Source organism: Desulfomicrobium apsheronum, assembly GCF_900114115.1.
GTDB classification, from domain to species: domain Bacteria; phylum Desulfobacterota; class Desulfovibrionia; order Desulfovibrionales; family Desulfomicrobiaceae; genus Desulfomicrobium; species Desulfomicrobium apsheronum.
This window is the reverse complement of the sequence record NZ_FORX01000002.1, coordinates 294,367-312,878: the sequence shown is the minus strand read 5'-3', so window position 1 is coordinate 312,878 and position 18,512 is coordinate 294,367. Positions and strand designations below refer to the sequence as shown.

Here is an 18,512-nt window from a genome sequence, read left to right as displayed (position 1 = left end):
CATCGTTTGCCGCATCATTGCTCCCCCGCCCGAAGCATCGTAGCGTGTTCATGTACAAAATGATGCGTTTTTTGGGCAACTGGCGAAAAGTAATTCACCGCAAGAAGCTCAAGGCGGTTCGGTCCGGGGGCATGGCCGGGTCGGCTGTCTGACCGAGCCAGACATCGTTTGCCGCATCATTGCTCCCCCGCCCAAAGCGCCGTATCATGCTCATTCACGCAATGATGCGGCTCTACGAGGCCGACGAGGGAGTTCCGGCCGGTCATGGCCCCGGACCGATCCGCCGCTCTGCGATCAACATTTATTACATCCCAACAAGGAGGCCCCCATGCTCAAGGATCTAACCCGCAAAAGCCGCAGCTACCGCAGATTCGACAACTCCGTCGCCATCCCCATGGCGACCCTGGAGGATCTTGTCGACCTTGCCGGGATATGCCCATCCGCAGGCAACAAGCAGCCCCTGCGCTTCATTTTGAGCACCTCGCCCCAGGACAACGAGGTCATTTTCGACTGCCTGAAATGGGCTGCCTACCTGAAGGATTGGGACGGTCCCACGCCATCGGAACGGCCCTCGGCCTATATCGTCATGCTCAATACGGCCAAGGATTGGGACTTCGCAAAATTCGATCTGGGCATCATGGCCCAGACCATGATGCTGGGCGCGGTGGAAAAAGGACTGGGCGGGTGCATGGTCGGAGCCATTGACCGCGACAGGCTGCGCGCGCATCTCTCCCTGCCCCCGGAGCTTGAGATCAGCCTGGTGCTGGCCCTTGGCAAACCCGCCGAAGACGTACGCATCGTGGACATGCCCGCAGACGGGTCGGTCAAGTATTACCGGGATGAAGCCGGGGTTCACTACGTTCCCAAACGCGGTAGCGGCGAGCTTGTCCTGCAAAAGCTGGAAAAATGACGAAAAAAGCCGCAAGCCCTCCGAATGGAAAGGCTTGCGGCCATGAACTCCGCGAAACGACGCATCCTACCCCTTGCGGGCAATCAGCTCTCCAAGTCGATGGGAATCAAGGGTCTGCATGAGCACGTTGCTGGCTTCAATCCAGACGAACTGCGTCACGCATTCGCCCGCCAGGGAACATTCGCCGCAAATGGGCTCTCCCTCGGCGCACTGGGTCAGGGCCACTTTCTCTTCCAGGGCGCGGACCACGTCGCCGACCGTGATGTCCATGGCGGACTTGGCCAGCTTGTGTCCGCCAAAAGGACCGCGTTTGCTCTCGATGAGCTCCCCACGCCGAAGCCCCGTGATCAATTTTTCAATATATTTCTGAGAAATATTCTGCCGCCTGGCGATGTCTGTCGTGTTGACCCAACCCTTGTCCTGATTCAAGGCAATATCGAGCAGCAGTCGAGTTCCATACCGGCTTCGCGTGGTCAAGCGCATGCGGTCCTCCAAATTTTCAAGGTCTAGCCGTCGCCATCGGATTTTCCGGACTCATTCTGGCCACCATTCACCCGATTTTCCGCTCGTACATGCTTTCTGGGCAAAACCACCCGGAATTCGGTTCCTTCACCCGGCGTCGAATCGACGTGGATCTGCCCGCCATGCTGATGAACGACATCATTTGCTATATAAAGCCCAAGCCCCGTCCCCTTGCTACCCTTGGAAGAGAAAAACAAGGAAAACATTTTTTCCTGCGTGGAACGATCCATTCCCGGGCCATTGTCTCGAATGATGAACGAAACGTTGTCCTTGCCGCCCTCGATCAGGAAGGAGACAATGTGCCGATCCTTGCCTTCATCCTCGATGCACGCGTCCACCGCGTTCTCGAGAATGTTGACCAGACCGGCGGAGATGACTTCGGGATCGATTTCAAAACGCCCCAGCTGGCCGTGAAATTCCTTTTGAAAACGCACATCGTGCTTGGTGGCCTTGGGCTCGACGAAATTGGCCACCCCGTCGCCGAAGCTCTGCACGTCAATGAGCTGGATGTTGAGATCCCTGTCCTTGGAATAATAAAGCATCTCCAGAACGGAATTGCGAATCCGGGAGATCATCAGTTTGACACGCTCAGCACCGTTGGTCACGAGCTCCAGGTCCTGGCTCTTGATACCTTTTTCCAGCCGGTACAGCCCGCCGTCGAGAGCGGTCAGCATGCCGCGCACTCCGTGCGAGATGGAACCGATGAAAAGTCCGAGTGATGTCAGGCGGTCCTGCAGCTCTCGGATCTGCGAAATGTCCGTGGCGAGTTCCATGACTTCATGGATCTCGCCCTTCTCGTCGCGCAAGGGAGCGGTCAGGGTCAGCACTATCTTCTGCTGGCCGCCACGCGTGGTGACGACTTCTTCGGTCTGGTGCACCATGCCGTCACGGAAGGTTTCCTCCACAGGGCACTGTGGGCAGGGATGGGTGCGGTGCTTGTAGATCTCATAGCAGCGTTCGCCAAGGCAGGAGCCGAAATCCAGCTTGAACTGCCTGTTGGCCCTCACGATGCGGCGGTCCCTGTTCTGGACCGAGATGTAGCAAGGCACTTCATCGAAAAGCTGACGACAAAGCTGATGGCTTGATTCGAGGATCTTGCTCTTTTCCTTCAGAATTCCGTTTTCCTGCTGAAGGTCCAGAAAAGTCAGAGCCCGGTCCAGGCTAACGCGCAGGGCCCTCTCCGACACCGGTTTGTAGAGGAAATCCGCAGCTCCATCGGCCAGAAAATCCAGGCCCAACTCGTATTCGCCTTCGGGAACCAGGACGATGATGCGCACTTCAGGATAACCGGCACGAAGTCGCCTCAGCAGCTCCTGCCCGAGCCGGCAGTCGCAGATCCCCATGACCGCCAGACGCGGCCGAACCACGCCCACGGTGACAAGAGCGTCGTCATAATCGCAGTTGGATGACTGATAGCCGTATTCGCTCAAGATATGCGCCAGGACCCTGCCGTGTTCAGGATCCTGGGTTATAATCACGATGGATTCGGAAATTACGATATCATGCATATTTTTGCCACAAAAAACCCTTGCACGTTCCACCTAGGCGCCCGGGCAAGGGTTTTTCAAGTTTGAGTTGCGGCTAACCAATCGTTTCCTTGATGACCTTCAGAAGATCTTCGCGATCGAAAGGCTTGGTAAAGGAAGCCACGGCTTTCTGAATTGCGTACTTGTTCCCGGAAAGACCGCTGATGACGATCACGGGAATGTTGCTGCATTCATCATCCTGGCTCAATTCACGGTAAAAACGCGGGCCCCATTCCTTTGGCATCTCAAGATCCAAAGTGATCAAATCGGGCTTCTCTGCCTTGACCACGGCCAGCGCATCGGCTCCGTCGGAAGCCTTGCATGTGGCGTAGCCTGCGTCCTGAAAAATGTCTTCCAGATACGTGACGATGTTGGGATCGTCATCAATGATCAGAATCTTCTTGCCCATCATACACCCCCAATCATGATTACACGTTACACAGTTTGAATTTTATCCGGACGATTGACCGAAGCCACAGGACAGGTGGCGCGCAGCAACACCTGCTCCAGGGTATGTCCAAACGCGGAATCCTCGTCGCCGACATCCTTGGAATGATGCGCCATGACGATCAGGTCGGCCTGCTTCTCTCTGGCGTACTTGACGATCTCGACATACGGGATGCCTTCCCAGATGTCGGCCGTTACATTCTTGAAATCCCCGGTCTGGATGAGATACTTGCGTCGCATCCGGTCCCTGGCCTCGATCATCTGGTCATCGAGCTGCTTCTGGGAAATGAGACTGTGTGTGGAACCGATGTCGATGGCATGGAAAACGTGGAGCTTGGCATCCAGTTCCTTGGCCGTGTTGAGAGCGAATTTGAAGGCATGTTCGGACGCCTTGGAAAAATCCGCGCCAAAGACGATATTGGTGAACCCGCCCCAAAAAGACGCCACGGGGCGGTTGACCACCAGAACCGGAGCCTTGGAGACCTTGGCCACCCGTTGCAGGGTGGAACCGGCGAAATGGCGCTGATAGGCATCGGCATCGGCTTCACAGCCGGTGGTGCTCGCGCCCATGACGATCAGGTCCACGTCTTCCTGCCGCGCCTTGCGCAGCACCTCGCGGTGCGGAATGCCCACGGCGGTCTCGATCTCGCAATCGACTCCGCTCTTCATCTGACGGTCGTAGGTGTTCCCCAGCTCATCTTTGACCCACAACGTGTAATCCTCGTCCAACTCAACCTTTTCGCCGGTTCGCACGTCGACAACGACCTGGCTGAAACCGCGACTGGGAACGCCCAGCACGTGATAGACAAAAAGCTTGGCATTATAACGCGCTGCCAAATCGAACGCGACACGCGCTGCGGCATCACAACAGGGAGAGCCGGAGGTGGCGAACAGAATCTTTGTAAACATATGTCAACTCCCGTTCTGTTTGCGGCATGCCGCCCCTAAAAGCGGCACACCGTTGTCTGGACAGACTTATTCCTGCGGCAAGAGATGCTCCGGAACAACCAGCATCTTGATCAGAAGCGGCTTCAGGAAGCTCCAGCGAATGCCGATCTCGAACTCCTCTTCCAGATCTCGGATGGCATCCCAACAGTTGTGGCAGGGGGCAATAACGAACTTCGCGCCCGTGGCCAGAATCTGTTCGCGCTTCATCTTCAACGCGACGTTGCGCTGTTTACGATAGCGTCCGATACCATTGAAGCCGCCACCACCGCCACAACAATAGTTGTGTTCCTTGTTGGGGGCCATCTCGCGGAAGTCTTCCGCGATATGCTTCATGATGATTCGACCGCAATCACGCAGTCCCGCATTGCGCACATAGTTGCAGGAGTCTTGAAGCGTGACGGGCTCTTTTATTCTCTTGGTAGGATCAATCTTGAGCTTGCCAGTTTCCAGGGCTTCAGCGACCCACTCGACGTAGTGCAGACACTCCACGGGTGGTTGTCCATCCGGTCGTCCGGCCCAGTACGGACCTTCGATGACCGTGGCGCGATAGGCGTGACCGCATTCGGTCGCGACCATGCGTTTGGGACGCAGGCGTTCCATGGCGCCGTAAACGGTGTCAACCTGCATCTTGCAGGCTTCCCAGTCCCCGGCAAACATGGAAAGGCTGGTCATTTCCCAACCCTCGGAAGGCATGGTCCAATTTTCGCCTGCAACGTGAAACAGGATGGCCGCCTCGACGATGTCTTCAGGGTAATGCTTGGCCTCGCGGGCGTTGATCATATAGACGATGTCGGCATCTTCCTTGTCCACCGGAATCTCAAGACAAGGCCATTCCTCCAGCGCTTCGTCCACCATCCATTCGCAGGTATCCACGAACTCCTCGACGGTGACGTCCATCTGGGCGCGGAAGAGGCGGTGCATGCCCGAACCGATCTTGAGTTCCCACGGAACGAACCCCTGGGAGTGCAGCAGTCCGCGCAGATAGCCGAACATGACGCCCATGTCGATGCCGTAGGGGCAAAAGGAACCGCAACGGTTGCAACAGGTGCACTTGGACCAGGCCGTATCCATGCACATGCGCATGAATTCGTTGGTCACGTTGCCCTTCTTCTTGACGATTTCTCCAAGGGTGGACTGAATCTTATACGAGGGGACCTGCTTGGGGTCACGCCCGTTCACGCTGTACAGAAAGCAGCTGTCGGCACAGAGGCCGCAATGGGCGCAGATATCCAGCCAGGTCTTGGTTCTTGATTTCATTGTTTTCTGGATAGTCGCCCAGAGCTTCTCGGCGTCCACATCCAGCTGTTCCATTTCCGCGTAGTATTTCTTTCCGTTGCTATCCGCCAAGAGGGCATCGAGGTCCTCTCGGGTGGCAACGGGTCTCTTATTACAAATTGTACCTTCGGGCATATCGTATTCCTCTTGGCTTACCAGTCAAAATTGGACTTCATTCCGCCGCGCTTGATCCCGAAATCCATGCCGATCTGAATGCGCGTGCAGAAAAAGAGCGCAATGTGAGACAGCTTGGTGAAGGGAGCGGCCAGCAGCACAATCACGCCGCAGAGCACGTGCAGAGTGATCCAGAACGAATAGTTTGCGGTATGATAGGTGGCGATGATGCCGGAGCCCAGCAGGGTCAGAATCAGCACCAGCAGCATGATATCCTTGATGTCGGTCAGGATGCGCACTTCCGGCAGAAGCAGACGGCGCACGGCGATACCAAGGCCGGCTAAAAAGGCCGCAATGGCCAGAACATCCGCCAGCAGTTGCGGCATTGCCGGCCAATCGATCCCAAGACCGTTTCTGATCATGACCGCGTGTCCTTCCAGGAACAGGGGCACGATGACAAGGCCGATGTGGAAGGCGAAGAACATGATCGTGAAGATGGGCTTGGCTCTCCAGCTGTACGTCCCGAAAGGCAACAGCCAGCGATAAACGGACCGGAAGGCGCCCTTGAGGCCATAGCCCATGTGCGGTTTGTAGGCCACACGGTCCAGTCTCCAGTCGAGACCCATGAAATACATCACCACCCGGACGGCCAAGCCGACAAAGAATACCGCAAAGGCAATCCAGAGCAGCGGACCAGTCAATATCTCATACATAGATTACTCCTTCATTGGTCGGATAAGGCCCGAGCCTATTCTTCTTCCGTGTCAGCGAACTTGTCCACGTCCCTCTCGGACACGAACAGCCAGAAGGCCACGAATGCCACCAGACCAACGCCCATACCCACATAGGCCATGCCTTTGGTCCAGAACATGAAGTCATGAAGCGTCATGAATTCCATTTTTCCGCCTCCTTTAGTGCGCACCCTTGAATTCAGGGTGTTCATGCAGGATCGGCAGCTTGTTCAGGCAGATCCGCAACACGGTGATTTCAAGGGTGACGATGAATACGGTGATCATGATCTCTTCCCAGGAAGGGACATAACGTAACTCGGACGGGAGCTGCCAGTTGAAGGCCACCAGCGAGATATTGAGCCTGTTGAGCACAATGCCCAGCACGGTGACGATGGATGCATAGAAGGCCAGCTTCTGGTTCTGCTCGCGAGCCGCGACCGCGTACATCAGACAAGGGACGAGCACGAAACCGAACATTTCGACCAGGAACCAGGTGCCCCAGCCCGTTGCGAGATGGTGCCAGTTGTTGTCCAGTGCCACGCCGATCCACTTCAGATTGAAGTAGGCGAAGAGGACCACGGCCGCGGCCTTGGCAAAACCGAGGGTGACGCCGGGGGCTTCCTTGATATGCGTTTCGTCCATCTTGTGATGCAGGAACTTGTGCGACAGCCCGCCTTCGAAAATGACCATGGAAAGGCCGGCCGGGATGCTCGACAGGAAGAAGAAGAGCGTCAGATAGGGCGAATACCACAGCGGGTGCAGCTTGGAAGGCGCGAGCAGGTACAGCCCGCCCAGCGAAGACTGGTGCAGGGTGGACAGGACAACGCCGAAGATGGTCAGCACCAGGGTCAGACCATGCGCCCAGAACCGAAGCTTCTTCCAGCGCAGGGTTTCCCACAGCGCGGGCGAGAATTCGATGGCCAGGACGGTAAGATACAGAGCCACGCAAAGGCCTACCTCGAACAGGAAGGACGTGGGACCGGGATAGATGGTCAGCGGATAGGGCAACCGGTAATAGCGGCCCAAGTCGTAGAGCAGGGCGAAGACGACGAATGCGTAGCCCAGGAATGCGGTGGTGATGGCCGGGCGCACCGCGGAATGGTATTTCTTCATGCCGAACAGATACACGGCGGCGGAGGTCGTGTATCCGCCAGCGGCCAGGGCGACGCCGCAGAGCAGGTCGAATCCGATCCAGATGCCCCAGGGATTGTCGTCGGTCAGGTTGGTCACCGACCCGATGCCCATGGTGAATCTCTTCACCGTCAGAGCCAGGCCGACGGCCAGGATGACGGCGGTCAGGATATTCGCCGGAGTCCAGAATGTCTTGTTTGGTGTGGTGTGGTGAGACATCAACACTCCTCCTTATTGCTCGCTCGGATCAGCGGGAGTTTCGGCCTTGAGCCGGGCCTCTTCCGCTTCCTTGAGCGCTTTTTTCACTTCACGATCAATGGCAGACTGCTTTTCGCGTTCCGCCTTGTCCATGGCCGCTTTCGCCTTCTTCGCCGCTTCGGCCTGCGCCTCGGCCACGGCTTCCGCCACGGCATGGTGCTGCTCTTCCTCGGCAATCTTGTCCCGGCGCTTGGTCAAGGCGTAGGCCCCGGTCAGAAACACGGGCCACAGACCGACGATGGCCGGAACAATGGACAGTGCGCCGGAAGTGAGTTCCGGAGCAGGAGTGATGCCCAGATCCTCGCGCATGCCGATTTTTTCGAACGGCACGCCGGAAATGTACATCCAGCTCGTTCCGCCCATTTCGCGTTCACCGTAGATGTGATCGATGTAAACGTTCGGGTGCTTGCGGATGCGTTCCCGGGCAATGTTCAGCAGATCCTCGCGACGGCCGAAGACCAGGGCGCCTTTGGGGCAGTCTTCGACGCATCCCGGGAGCTTGCCCTCTTCGATCCGCGGCTGGCACATGGTGCACTTGCGCACCCGGGGCGTGATAGGATCGTGATATTCGTAAGTCGGAACTTCAAAAGGACAGGCGATCATGCAGTAACGACAGCCCACGCACTTGGAGGCATCGTGACTGACCGCGCCGGTCTTGTCCTTGACGAAGGCGCCGACAAAACAGGCCGAAGCGCAGGCAGGCTCAAGACAATGGTTGCACTGCTGCTTGCGATATACCGGCTTGTTGCCGATTTCGTACTTGTTGACCACGGTGAAAGTGTCGTGGTGCGTACGCCGTCTCTTATCCAATACTGTCAGGTCATCGAAGGGGACCGGCTGTGCGGGCAATTCGTTGACCTTGTTGCATGCGGCTTCGCATTTCCTGCAACCGATGCACTTGGTGCTGTCGAACAGGACCCCGAAACTTTCGGGATATCCCTTAAAATGGTGTGTTCCACCGGCTGTGGCCGAAGACGCCGCCAAACAGGCTCCCGCGCCAGCCAGCATGCCAATGAATTTTCTGCGTTTCATAGTAGCTCCTCGTTATTGCGACCTTCCGGGCAGGTTATTGCTTTACGGCATGACATTCCGCGCAGGCAGTGGCCGCCGGCTTCTGAATGCCCATTTCGCTATGACAACCAATGCATTGCTGGTGATAGGCGGTCTTCAGATCAGGCTTGGCTCCATCCTGGGCACTCGCGACCTTGCCATGGCAACTGACGCACTTGGGAGGATTGGCCGAAGCGGGGCTGTTGTGATGGCAGCCGGAACAGACAGCGTTGGGACTGGAGTGGAAATACGCAGCCATAGCGTCGTCCTTCATGCCGTCCATGATCTTCTGCACGATCTTGCGATGCGGGAACTTGCTGGCCTCGTACTCGTTTGCCAGGGCACCGATCTCGACGATCTCGGGAATTTCGTTGACCTTGATTTCAGGATCGGTCTTGACGCGGGTGTTCATCAGCATCGCGGCGGTGTTGCTGCGGGCATTCTTGTCATTGACCAGCTCGGCTCCGGGCGTGATGTCGACATGGCATTTGGCGCAGCTGGTATCGGTACCCTGACCGGTTCTGCCCATGAACGTATGGCATCCGGCGCACTCCGGTTTGGCCTGGGACTTGGCATGACATCCCACGCAACTGGCCTGGGCGGTCACACGGTGCATGGCCTGCTCGGTAGTTACGAATCCGCCTTCTTCCTTGCCAAGCGAGGTGTGGCACTGCGAACAGGGGATCACGCCCTTGGAAGAAGCGTTGTGATGGCAGACAGAGCAGTTCTCGTTCTTTTCTTCGTGCAGCTTGTGATTGAAAGGCACGGCGCTGACCAGTTTGGGCTCGGTTCCGGCCTTGGCCGTGGCGGCCATGAGCAGCGCGTAATCGGACTGTCCGGCTTCAAGCCTTGGGACATCCGCGACCTTCTTGAATCCGGCGCGAACACCGGCGTCGTGACAGCCGGCGCACTCCACGGGACCGGTAGGCTGCTTGGCCTTGCCGATTTCCATATGGCAGGACATGCATTTTTCATGTGCCTGATCCTTGTTCTCGGCAAAGGCGAGATTGCGCTCTTCGGGCTTGTCCTGGGAGTGGCACTTGGAGCAGTTCTCCTTCTGCCCGGGGGCAGGAAGAACCATCTTCGAGGACGAGTGACGGTAATGAAGGGATTTATCAAACGAGATCAAAGTCCGCGACGACTCCGCGGGCCCAGCGTGACAGGTCCGGCACTGTTCGCTGCCGGGACCGCTTTTCTTGCCGGCCTTGGTCGTATCCGTGTGACACTTGATACAGTTGTCGTGATAAATGGCCTTGATTTCCGCGGCATTCGTATCTTCCTGACGCTTGAACTTGGCCGTGACCGTATTGCCGGTCACAGTATGGCATGATTCGCACTTGCCCTCCACAGCCTTGGTGTGCTTGTCGTGCTCGAACTGGACCACAGGATAATCGAGATCACCGAACTTCTTGAGCGTGTCGATGGAAATCAGATCCGCGCCCATCGTCTTCGTTTCGATCGATGCCTGTTTTCCCCCAAGAGCGTTCAGACCGAATCCAGCCACAGCCATGCTTACGCACAGGATTCCAACCCATCGCAGCATTGGTCTTCCCTTCTCCATGTGAAAATTCCTTTGTTGAAATCCGCTCCGGAAAATTCCGGAAACCTCCCAAGCCCGGAGGCTGCGCCCCCCAGCACCTTCCTTGAAAAGAAAAAATCAAACCCCGCGCATTTGACGCATGAGGTCCGCCAAAAATTATCATTACTAAGCAGACCATTTGGGTATGATTTATTCCGACCTCGGAGGTATAGAATTACAACAACCTCGTCAATAGCTAATCCATTTTTTCACAATCACTTGAGATTACTGATTTCCACTGCCTGATGGATAGTCCTAACAGCGAAAAAACAACTACAAAGCTCTGTATTTATATATTCTTTGATTTGAACTTAGTCTTGGCAAAAAGCAAAAAAACGTCGAGCCCGTCCGAAGGGATGATCCCAAAACTGAAATTTACTCATAAAAAAACCGGCCCTCAAACGAGAGCCGGTTGCAAAGTCGGGAAACAGGAGCCAATTATTTTTTTACATGACACTCGCCACAAGCGACGGGACCTTTCTTGGATTCGATGTGACAGCTCTTGCACTGCTTGTGATAAGCCATCATGAGCCCAGGCTGGTTGCCTTGCGCCTTGAGCGTATGGCAGTCACCGCAAGCCTGATCCTCGGAGCTTTCGCCTTCGAGCAATTTTCCATCCTCATAGACATGATGGCAAACTGAGCAATCTTCCAAGGCAGCCTTGTCGTTGTGATCATCATGATCAAATGCGCTGATCGGGCGTTCCAATTTTCCAAAGGCATCAACCTTCAAATAGGTGTCGTCCTGGGAAAAAGCCGAAATACTGCAAAACGTGACGCAGAGCACGACAGAGCAGAAAATGAAGTATCTGTATAGTATATGTCTCATTGCTCACCCCTAGACAGCATTTGGTTTTTCCATGCAATCATAGATAATTTCCCCAAGGAACTTGAGCTCGATGCCAAGTTTGTACTTGTGGATAATATCTTCAAGACCACCATGACAGTTATGGCATGGAGCTATGCAGACCTTGACTCCGGTAGCCTGCAACTGCTCAGCCTTGACCCTGTTGCTCTCCACGCGAGCGTTTTTGAATGGCGGGCCGCAGTTGATGACTCCGCCGCCAGCGGCGCAGCAATAGTTGTGCTCTTTGTTGGGGGTCATTTCGATGAAATTGGGACAGAAAGCCCGCACCACTTCACGCGCCTTTTCGTGCAACCCGCGCCCGCGCACCACGTTGCAGGGATCATGAAAAGTGACCGGCTCCTCGAATTTCTTGGCGACCTTGATTTTACCTTCGTTCAAGAGATCCCAGTAAAACTCAAGAGCATGAACAACCTGTACGGGCGGCATCTGCCAGCCCAGCACGCGGTTGCCTGTATCGTACACGGAACGGAAGGCGTGGCCGCATTCACCCATGACGATCTTTTTCACGCGCAGTCTGGCCGCTGTATCGAAATGCATTCTCTTGAGCCGCCCCATCATTTCCGAGTCGCCGGTGTACATGGCCATGTCGGAGTTGTCCCAGCCGGGAGTCGCGGGCATTGTCCAGTCGCAACCAGCTTCATTCATGATGGCCGCGGCCTGGTAAATGAGCTGGGTACGAAACTTGGGTTCCGGCCCGATGACGGAATACATGATGTCCGCGCCTTCCTTTTCCAGCGGAATGCGAGCAGTCGGAAATTCATCACGCAACTCGTCTTCCTGCCAGATCAGGGCGTCGATCCATTCGTCGTCCTTGACCCACATCTGGTTCATGGTAGCGGCGTGTGAATGAGCCGTATCCTGAATATAGAGGGGCGTGATCTCCAGTTTGTGGCCAATCCGGCGCACCAGCGACATCATGTAGGCTATGTCGATACCAAACGGGCAGTACTGCACGCACCTGCGACACATGTTGCATTCCGTCTGAGCGACCTGAATGGCCTGCTTCATGAATTCGGCAGAGACCTTACCCTTCTTGTCGAGCATCTCCCAGATGGTCTGCTTGACCTTGCCCACGGGAGAAAAGCGAGGATCGCGATCCCGGGACAGGAAAAAATGGCAGGCATCCGAACACAAACCGCAATGGGCGCAGGTATCGACATAAGCCTTGAGGCGCGCCCCGGCTTCATTGTCGAAAACCGCATTAATCGTCTTCTCAATCCTCTCCGGGGTCAGCTTTTCAGCACCCCGTTCAACAGCTTCGTCCTTTATCCAGACGCGTTCTTTCATAGCGTTCTCCTCTTTTTACCAATCCTTGACGTGGCGCACCATGCCGAATTCAGACCCGATATATGCCCTGGTCAAGGGAGCCAGCAGCATATGACTGAGACGCGTGAAGGGAATGGCCACGAGCAAAAGCTCTGCCGAGACCATGTGCAGCACGACCATGAGCATGTAATCGCCAAGCTGATGGTAGGCCAGGACTCCCGTCACAAAGGGCGCCGCCACAAGGGCGAGCAGGGCAAAATCCGTCCAGTCCGTGACATAACTCACCTCAGGACGAATGACCCGACGCACGGCAAAGAAGATGCACGCGCCAATGACCGCGAAGGCCATAATGTCGGCCACGAAATCAGGAATTGTGAACCAGCCGATACCGAATCCTTCCTCGATCATGATTTGATGTGCGGAAACAAAAATGAGCAGCACAAAAAAAGCGATGTGGAAGAAAAACGCGACACCGGTAAAAATGGGGTTCAACCTCATGTTGACCGTATTGAAAGGAATCGACCAGTTGATAATAGATCTCATTCCGTATTTGAATGAAACGTAGTTAAGTAAAACCTGATCTTTCTTTTTAGCGGTATTCAGTGTCGACCATATTTTGTATATTGATCCAAGAACAAAAATAGTCCAGGCAGCCCAAGCCAGGGGGCCAGATACCAATAAATAGACATCCTGCATGTCTAGCCTCCTTATCCGATGATTTTTGCTACGGACTCGACAATTCTTTGGTACTTTCCGTCCACGATGGCGCGAATGAGAATCCGGCTTCCATCAGGACTGAACGTCGGGTCAAAGCATTGATCGAAACCCTGGCCATATTCCTTGCCATCCACCGCGATGGTGAAACGGCCGTTCTTTTCAACTCTTGCGGCAACATGCTTGCTGTCCGGAGAGAAAACCGGAGCATAGCACATGTCGTAATGGCTGTTCCAAGCCTTGTCGTCGGAGAATACGGTCCACTTGCCATCCTGCTTGCCAAGTGCGGCCAGACGCTTGCCGTCGGGGCTGAAGGTCATGTCCATGACCATGTCGCCAAATGTCGTGTTCCAGGGGTTGCCGTCCACGGCCAGGGTCCAGCGACCGTAGTTGGGACAGACTATGGCGGCGAGTTTGTCGCCGGAGGGGCTGAACTGCTGCTGCCAGACCTGGAAAAAGGTCGGCTGCCAGATGATTTTGCCATCCAGGGCCATGCCCCATTTGCCGGACAGGCGCACCGGAGCGGCTATGGAATTTTTCTTGGGATGAAAGAGCGGCTCCCAGACTTGGTTGAAGTTCTCCGCCCACGGTTTTCCGTCCACCGCGATGGTGTAGTCGAAAAGAGTATGGCGTATCTGAGCGGCAATGGAACTGTTGTCGGCATTGAAACGAGGAGTCCAGACGTTCACAAAGCTCGTATCCCAGGCTTCTCCATCCACCGCAACGGAGTAGATGCCTTCCTTGAACTTGAAGACTTCGGCCTGCCCCAGGGGCACGGTCTGAACCACGGCCGCACTGCGCTTACCGTCGGCACTGAGCTCAAAATTGTTGGCGTTGGGGTACAGAGTCTCCCAGGCCACGCCCTCTACCACCATTCCGTAGGTCATGGAATCGGCAACGCAGCAGGCGATGGTCGAACCATCCTTGGAAAACAAGGTGTTGAACAGAAAGCCGTAGGTCTCTTCCCACGGTTCGCCATCCACGCACAGGGTCCAATCGCCGTCGCAGGCCAGTCCGGCCAGGCGCCCGTCAGGAGAATAGCGCAAATACCAGATGCGCTCGTATCTCGGTTCCCAGCATGTGTTGTTGACGCACACGCTGAACTCCCCGTCCCCTGTCTTGACCACGGCCGCCACCTTTTCCCCATCGGGGCTGGCCTGGTTTTCCTCGCGCCATTCAACGTCGCAATCACATTCGGATAGGTCGGCCACGGTTCTGGAGCCTATGCCCCAATCCCAGGCAGAATACTCACTCATACACGCCCTCCTTACCAACTAGGTTACGCCAAAAGCCAATCTTGAACATGAAGTCGGTATGAATTCAGGCGAGCAGTCCGAATTTCCGACCTTGCTAACTCATGCCAAAGACTCACTTTACTAGCTAAATTTTCTTGCAAACCGGCTAGCCTAGAAATCACACTGTGTAAATATCATTTTGATTTCAGACCCAATAAGTCGACAAAATATTTCGGACTGTTTTCATACACAATACTGCAAGAGTTGGTAAACATTCATTACTTTGCTTCCAGACATGCTTTACGCATCCTCAAGCCGATCCTCAAAAGAAGATAATCGCGATCGGACCGATTTCGCCGCCCATCGCAAACAACCCGGCGCGCAGCCCGCAGGGCGCAAAAAAACCCGGGTATACCGGGTTGTTATGCAAGGAAAAATTCCCTTTTGGACGGCTGTCAAAGGCCTTTCAGCGACAATCCGGCTTTTCGGGTACCGTGGATTCCGTCGTCGAGGGCGGCAGCACATCCTGTTCCGTGGCGGATATCTCGATATTTCGGGGCCCGACCACCTGGCCCTGGCTGTCGATCATGGTGCGTTCGTCAAGAATGGCGATTCCCAAGCGGTCCATGACCTCCCGTTTGTAATCGTACTCCATGTTCTTTTTGCGCAATTTGTAGTTGAGAACCATGCGCACGATCCCGAAAATGGTCCCGGCCACCAGGACACAGCCCAGGCCGATCAGCATGACTTTGGCCGCGGCCTCGCCAAACCGGCCCAAATAATCCATGATCGCCCCCAGATTGTAGACGATCCCCATGAATACGCCGAGCAGCAGAAGCGTCAGCAAAAAAGGGAGCTGAAAACAGAAATTTGCCGCCTTGACCAATTTGCTTGCGGCTCCTTCGGTGGAAGTTTCCTTGAAAACAGGACCTTTTTTCTGCCCGTAGAGAAAAGAATTGAAGGCCACGACCACTATGCCGACCAGAAACGTCACTGCCACCGGGGCCGAAAAGGAGACCAAGAAATAGGCCTTCCAGGGGAAAGGGACATCAACGGGCTTGCCCGTCACCGCGACCTCGTCAATTCCCAGCTGATAAACCCAACAGACCAGAAAGATGAGCACCTCGACCACGATCAAGAGCTGGATGTATCTGCGAAAAAGGTCCTTGATCTCGTAATCGTCAAAAAGCGAGGCGACTCCCTTTCGTTTTCCCCCGCTCCGATTCTTCAAATTCTCCTGCATCGTATCTCCATATCCCTCTGCGCCGCGACGTAGAGGCAATCGACTTATAAATCCGAGTATTTTGGTATTGGAGTTCCCGCCAAGCCGCCCCGCCAAACAAAAAGGCCGGACACCTGTCCAGCTCCGGTTTGGCCTGAGCGCACAGGCTACGCCAAGGGTTGAGTTCCGCCCTGCTTCCGATTAGGATTTCGCGTTTCAGCTTGAACGCCCATCAATTAAGCCACACGGGAACCCACATGAGCCATTTTGACATCATTGTCATAGGAGCAGGTCCGGGCGGTTATGCCGCAGCTCTGCTCGCCAGTCAAAGAGGAAAAACGGTCGCACTCATCGAGAAACAAAACCTCGGCGGGACGTGCCTCAACTGGGGATGCATCCCCACCAAGCTCTACCTTGGAGCCACCGCTCATCTGGAGGGACTGCACGCCCAGTCGCGCTTGCGCCTGTGCAGCGGCTCCGTGCAGATGGACATGAGCGCGCTCAAGAAACGAAAGAACGCCTTTGTCGCGGCTACCCACAAGGCCATGTCATGTTGTCTTGATAAACATGGGATCGTCCTGGTCCAGGGTCAAGCTGCCATCTTGGATAAAAACACGGTGCGCATCGACGGCGAGACCGAACAAACCCTAAATTTCAAGACTCTGGTCATCGCCACCGGATCCTCCACTAACTGGTTTGCAGGCCTTGAGCCGGATCATAAACGAATTCTCGATTCCACCGACCTTCTTGATCTCGACGCGGCGCCCGCAAGCCTCGCGGTCATCGGAGCCGGGGCCATCGGCCTTGAAATGGCCGATTTCTGGCATCGCCTGGGGACGACAATCCATGTCATCGAAGCCGCGCCCCGCATCGCCCCCGCCGAAGACGAGGAAATCGCCCAGACCCTCCACGGCATGCTCAAGCGCAAAAAATGGAACATTGTCACGGGCAAGCGCGTGGCCGAACTGGTCAACGAAGACGAATCGGTCCTGGTGCGACTGGAGGACGGCGCTGAAATCCGTGTCGAGAAGGCGCTGGTCGCCGTCGGACGCAAACCGAACACTCCGGGCCTTGGCCTTGAAAACGCAGGCGTCGCCCTGACCGGCGCGGGCTGGGTCACCACGGATGAGTTCCTGCGGGCCGCGCCAAACATCTATGCCATCGGAGACGTCAACGGCCGCACCCTGCTGGCCCACGCCGCCGAGCATCAGGGACGCCACGCCATCCTGCACGCCCTGGGCGAAACGGCCGCGCCCTACGCGCCAGGCCCGATCCCCGGCTGCATCTATGGATCGATCGAGGTCATGCGCGCTGGACACACCGCAGCCGAACTGACCGCTCAGGGCAAGACCGTGACCGTTACCCGCGCCAATCTCGGCGCCAACCCGATTTCCCAGGCCCACGGCCAGGCCCTGGGCCTGGTCAAGGTCGCCTGGGTGGACGGCGTCGTGCGTGGCGTGACCGCCGTCGGCCATGGCGCATCCCACCTGGTCACCCTGGCGGAAATCATGGTCCGCGACCGCTGGACGGCCCACACCGCGCACGAACACATCTTCGCCCATCCCACCCTGGACGAGGCCCTGCGCGACGCGCTCATCGCCCCCCTGGAGGACAAATGAGCCAGGGCCCGTTCCGCGCCCGCAGGCCCCTGCTCCTGGCCTCGGCCTCGCCCCGGCGGCAGTCGCTTCTGGCCGGACAGGGCCTTGGCTTCGAGGTCGTGCCCAGCACCCTGAAAGAACCAGCCCCCGAACCGGGAGAGACCCCGGCTGATTACGCGGCGCGCATGGCGCGCATCAAGGGGCAGGACCTCGCGGCCAGACACCCGGACAAGGTGATCATCAGCGCCGACACCATCGTGGTCGAGGGCGTAAACATCCTGGGCAAACCGCGAAGCAAAGATGATGCCCTGGCCATGCTTTCAGCCCTCTCGGGACGCTGGCACCAGGTCATGACCGGCTTCTGCGTGCTTCGCCACGGCGACGGAATATCTCTTTGTCAAACAGTGACCACGCGGGTCCACATGTCGGAAAATTCCCGGTCCATGCTCCAGGCCTACATCGACACGGGCGAACCCATGGACAAGGCCGGAGCCTACGGAATCCAGGGCATCGGGGCTTTTCTGGTCGACGAGGTACAGGGCTCCTACACCAACGTCGTCGGCCTGCCGCTACGCTCGGTGCTCAATTGTCTGCTCGAAATCGGAGCCATCGGAGTGGCCAATGCCTGATCCGTCAAACTGCAAGACACGCTGGCTTAAAGCGCTGCCGCTGAACCTAGCCACCCTCGGCGCGGCCGGACGCATGCCCAAGGCTCCCGGCACCTGGGGCTCCCTGGTCGCAGCGATCCTCGCGCCATTTCTCTTCCTGCCGTTGCCGATGTGGGGACGTGTCACAGTCCTTCTTCTGCTCTTCCCTCTGGGCAGCTGGTGTGCCGGACGGGCCGAAAAAAGCATGTGCTGCAAGGACCCGTCCTGCGTGGTCATCGATGAACTCTGGGGACAGTGGATCACGCTGCTGCCGCTGCTCGTCTCCGACACGCTCTGGATCATTCCGGCCTTTGTGTTCTTCCGTCTTTTCGACATCACCAAACCCTGGCCGGTGCGGGCCTCGGAGCGCTGGCTGCCCGGCGGCTGGGGTATCATGATCGATGACGGACTGGCGGGAATTTATGCGATGATGGCGCTGCTCGCATGCCGCGCCGTCTTCTAAAGCCATGTC

The 18,512-nt window shown here is 56.4% G+C and carries 19 protein-coding genes; 4 read left to right on the top strand and 15 right to left on the bottom strand.

The window, feature by feature from the left end; all coding sequences use genetic code 11:
* The first annotated feature begins 328 nt into the window (after positions 1 to 328).
* On the top strand, positions 329 to 910 hold the full coding sequence (locus tag BMZ40_RS03550; RefSeq protein ID WP_092372748.1) for a nitroreductase family protein: 582 nt from the start codon (positions 329 to 331) through the stop codon (positions 908 to 910).
* 66 nt (positions 911 to 976) lie between these two features.
* Here BMZ40_RS03550 and BMZ40_RS03545 read toward each other — a convergent pair whose 3' ends face one another.
* From BMZ40_RS03545 to BMZ40_RS03475, 15 genes are all read right to left on the bottom strand, one after another.
* Positions 977 to 1,393 carry an RrF2 family transcriptional regulator gene (locus BMZ40_RS03545; protein WP_092372747.1) on the bottom strand — a complete coding sequence of 139 codons (417 nt, stop codon included), beginning with the start codon at positions 1,391 to 1,393 and terminating at the stop codon, positions 977 to 979.
* Positions 1,394 to 1,416: 23 nt separating this feature from the next.
* Positions 1,417 to 2,940 (bottom strand): hybrid sensor histidine kinase/response regulator, encoded by a 1,524-nt coding sequence (locus tag BMZ40_RS03540; RefSeq protein WP_092372746.1) that lies wholly within the window; start codon positions 2,938 to 2,940, stop codon positions 1,417 to 1,419.
* A gap of 73 nt (positions 2,941 to 3,013) precedes the next feature.
* Positions 3,014 to 3,367: a DVU0259 family response regulator domain-containing protein gene (gene divK, locus BMZ40_RS03535; RefSeq protein ID WP_092372745.1), complete on the bottom strand. Its 354-nt coding sequence runs from the start codon at positions 3,365 to 3,367 to the stop codon at positions 3,014 to 3,016.
* A 26-nt stretch (positions 3,368 to 3,393) separates the two neighbouring features.
* Positions 3,394 to 4,314 (bottom strand): universal stress protein, encoded by a 921-nt coding sequence (locus tag BMZ40_RS03530; RefSeq protein ID WP_092372744.1) that lies wholly within the window; start codon positions 4,312 to 4,314, stop codon positions 3,394 to 3,396.
* 66 nt (positions 4,315 to 4,380) lie between these two features.
* Positions 4,381 to 5,763: a sulfate respiration complex iron-sulfur protein HmcF gene (hmcF, locus tag BMZ40_RS03525; protein ID WP_092372743.1), complete on the bottom strand. Its 1,383-nt coding sequence runs from the start codon at positions 5,761 to 5,763 to the stop codon at positions 4,381 to 4,383.
* Positions 5,764 to 5,780: 17 nt separating this feature from the next.
* Complete coding sequence (gene hmcE, locus BMZ40_RS03520; RefSeq protein WP_092372742.1) at positions 5,781 to 6,455, bottom strand: sulfate respiration complex protein HmcE; 675 nt, start codon at positions 6,453 to 6,455, stop codon at positions 5,781 to 5,783.
* A 35-nt stretch (positions 6,456 to 6,490) separates the two neighbouring features.
* The gene (hmcD, locus tag BMZ40_RS03515) at positions 6,491 to 6,640 is read right to left on the bottom strand and encodes a sulfate respiration complex protein HmcD (RefSeq protein WP_092188352.1); all 150 of its coding nucleotides are present in this window, start codon (positions 6,638 to 6,640) and stop codon (positions 6,491 to 6,493) included.
* Between the two features lie 13 nt (positions 6,641 to 6,653).
* Positions 6,654 to 7,823, bottom strand: coding sequence for a sulfate respiration complex protein HmcC (gene hmcC / locus BMZ40_RS03510; protein ID WP_092372741.1), 1,170 nt, complete (start codon positions 7,821 to 7,823; stop codon positions 6,654 to 6,656).
* A gap of 12 nt (positions 7,824 to 7,835) precedes the next feature.
* Positions 7,836 to 8,894, bottom strand: a complete 1,059-nt coding sequence (gene hmcB, locus BMZ40_RS03505) for a sulfate respiration complex iron-sulfur protein HmcB (RefSeq protein ID WP_092372740.1) — start codon at positions 8,892 to 8,894, stop codon at positions 7,836 to 7,838.
* Positions 8,895 to 8,928: 34 nt separating this feature from the next.
* Complete coding sequence (gene hmcA / locus BMZ40_RS03500; protein WP_092372739.1) at positions 8,929 to 10,473, bottom strand: sulfate respiration complex hexadecaheme cytochrome HmcA; 1,545 nt, start codon at positions 10,471 to 10,473, stop codon at positions 8,929 to 8,931.
* Positions 10,474 to 10,929: 456 nt separating this feature from the next.
* Positions 10,930 to 11,319 (bottom strand): acidic tetraheme cytochrome c3 TmcA, encoded by a 390-nt coding sequence (gene tmcA / locus BMZ40_RS03495; RefSeq protein WP_092372738.1) that lies wholly within the window; start codon positions 11,317 to 11,319, stop codon positions 10,930 to 10,932.
* Between the two features lie 9 nt (positions 11,320 to 11,328).
* The gene (tmcB, locus tag BMZ40_RS03490) at positions 11,329 to 12,645 is read right to left on the bottom strand and encodes an electron transfer complex ferredoxin TmcB (RefSeq protein WP_092372737.1); all 1,317 of its coding nucleotides are present in this window, start codon (positions 12,643 to 12,645) and stop codon (positions 11,329 to 11,331) included.
* Between the two features lie 15 nt (positions 12,646 to 12,660).
* Positions 12,661 to 13,320, bottom strand: a complete 660-nt coding sequence (gene tmcC / locus BMZ40_RS03485) for a TmcC family electron transfer complex membrane anchor subunit (protein ID WP_092372736.1) — start codon at positions 13,318 to 13,320, stop codon at positions 12,661 to 12,663.
* Between the two features lie 11 nt (positions 13,321 to 13,331).
* The gene (gene tmcD / locus BMZ40_RS03480) at positions 13,332 to 14,594 is read right to left on the bottom strand and encodes an electron transfer complex subunit TmcD (RefSeq protein ID WP_092372735.1); all 1,263 of its coding nucleotides are present in this window, start codon (positions 14,592 to 14,594) and stop codon (positions 13,332 to 13,334) included.
* 445 nt (positions 14,595 to 15,039) lie between these two features.
* Positions 15,040 to 15,816 (bottom strand): hypothetical protein, encoded by a 777-nt coding sequence (locus BMZ40_RS03475; protein ID WP_092372734.1) that lies wholly within the window; start codon positions 15,814 to 15,816, stop codon positions 15,040 to 15,042.
* A 236-nt stretch (positions 15,817 to 16,052) separates the two neighbouring features.
* Here BMZ40_RS03475 and BMZ40_RS03470 point away from each other — a divergent pair, with 236 nt between their 5' ends.
* Genes BMZ40_RS03470 through BMZ40_RS03460 form a run of 3 tightly spaced genes read left to right on the top strand, consistent with a single transcriptional unit; the run spans position 16,053 to position 18,503 of the window.
* Positions 16,053 to 17,414 carry a dihydrolipoyl dehydrogenase family protein gene (locus BMZ40_RS03470; RefSeq protein WP_092372733.1) on the top strand — a complete coding sequence of 454 codons (1,362 nt, stop codon included), beginning with the start codon at positions 16,053 to 16,055 and terminating at the stop codon, positions 17,412 to 17,414.
* Entirely contained in the window at positions 17,411 to 18,022 is a 612-nt protein-coding gene (locus tag BMZ40_RS03465) for a Maf family protein (RefSeq protein WP_092372732.1), read from the top strand. Before BMZ40_RS03470 ends, BMZ40_RS03465 begins: the two co-directional genes overlap by 4 nt.
* The gene (locus BMZ40_RS03460; protein WP_092372731.1) at positions 18,015 to 18,503 is read left to right on the top strand and encodes a phosphatidylglycerophosphatase A family protein; all 489 of its coding nucleotides are present in this window, start codon (positions 18,015 to 18,017) and stop codon (positions 18,501 to 18,503) included. The genes BMZ40_RS03465 and BMZ40_RS03460 overlap by 8 nt, the downstream gene beginning before the upstream one ends.
* Positions 18,504 to 18,512 lie beyond the last annotated feature (9 nt).

What these genes read in the sequence shown, in the direction of transcription:
- tmcD (WP_092372735.1), bottom strand. Translation starts at nt 14,594, where the DNA reads ATGAGTGAGTATTCTGCCTGGGATTGGGGCATAGGCTCCAGAACCGTG.
- tmcB (WP_092372737.1), bottom strand. Translation starts at nt 12,645, where the DNA reads ATGAAAGAACGCGTCTGGATAAAGGACGAAGCTGTTGAACGGGGTGCT.
- BMZ40_RS03465 (WP_092372732.1), top strand. Translation starts at nt 17,411, where the DNA reads ATGAGCCAGGGCCCGTTCCGCGCCCGCAGGCCCCTGCTCCTGGCCTCG.
- tmcA (WP_092372738.1), bottom strand. Translation starts at nt 11,319, where the DNA reads ATGAGACATATACTATACAGATACTTCATTTTCTGCTCTGTCGTGCTC.
- hmcC (WP_092372741.1), bottom strand. Translation starts at nt 7,823, where the DNA reads ATGTCTCACCACACCACACCAAACAAGACATTCTGGACTCCGGCGAAT.
- hmcF (WP_092372743.1), bottom strand. Translation starts at nt 5,763, where the DNA reads ATGCCCGAAGGTACAATTTGTAATAAGAGACCCGTTGCCACCCGAGAG.
- BMZ40_RS03530 (WP_092372744.1), bottom strand. Translation starts at nt 4,314, where the DNA reads ATGTTTACAAAGATTCTGTTCGCCACCTCCGGCTCTCCCTGTTGTGAT.
- BMZ40_RS03545 (WP_092372747.1), bottom strand. Translation starts at nt 1,393, where the DNA reads ATGCGCTTGACCACGCGAAGCCGGTATGGAACTCGACTGCTGCTCGAT.
- tmcC (WP_092372736.1), bottom strand. Translation starts at nt 13,320, where the DNA reads ATGCAGGATGTCTATTTATTGGTATCTGGCCCCCTGGCTTGGGCTGCC.
- BMZ40_RS03460 (WP_092372731.1), top strand. Translation starts at nt 18,015, where the DNA reads ATGCCTGATCCGTCAAACTGCAAGACACGCTGGCTTAAAGCGCTGCCG.
- BMZ40_RS03540 (WP_092372746.1), bottom strand. Translation starts at nt 2,940, where the DNA reads ATGCATGATATCGTAATTTCCGAATCCATCGTGATTATAACCCAGGAT.
- hmcB (WP_092372740.1), bottom strand. Translation starts at nt 8,894, where the DNA reads ATGAAACGCAGAAAATTCATTGGCATGCTGGCTGGCGCGGGAGCCTGT.
- hmcA (WP_092372739.1), bottom strand. Translation starts at nt 10,473, where the DNA reads ATGGAGAAGGGAAGACCAATGCTGCGATGGGTTGGAATCCTGTGCGTA.
- hmcD (WP_092188352.1), bottom strand. Translation starts at nt 6,640, where the DNA reads ATGGAATTCATGACGCTTCATGACTTCATGTTCTGGACCAAAGGCATG.
- BMZ40_RS03475 (WP_092372734.1), bottom strand. Translation starts at nt 15,816, where the DNA reads ATGCAGGAGAATTTGAAGAATCGGAGCGGGGGAAAACGAAAGGGAGTC.
- hmcE (WP_092372742.1), bottom strand. Translation starts at nt 6,455, where the DNA reads ATGTATGAGATATTGACTGGTCCGCTGCTCTGGATTGCCTTTGCGGTA.
- divK (WP_092372745.1), bottom strand. Translation starts at nt 3,367, where the DNA reads ATGGGCAAGAAGATTCTGATCATTGATGACGATCCCAACATCGTCACG.
- BMZ40_RS03550 (WP_092372748.1), top strand. Translation starts at nt 329, where the DNA reads ATGCTCAAGGATCTAACCCGCAAAAGCCGCAGCTACCGCAGATTCGAC.
- BMZ40_RS03470 (WP_092372733.1), top strand. Translation starts at nt 16,053, where the DNA reads ATGAGCCATTTTGACATCATTGTCATAGGAGCAGGTCCGGGCGGTTAT.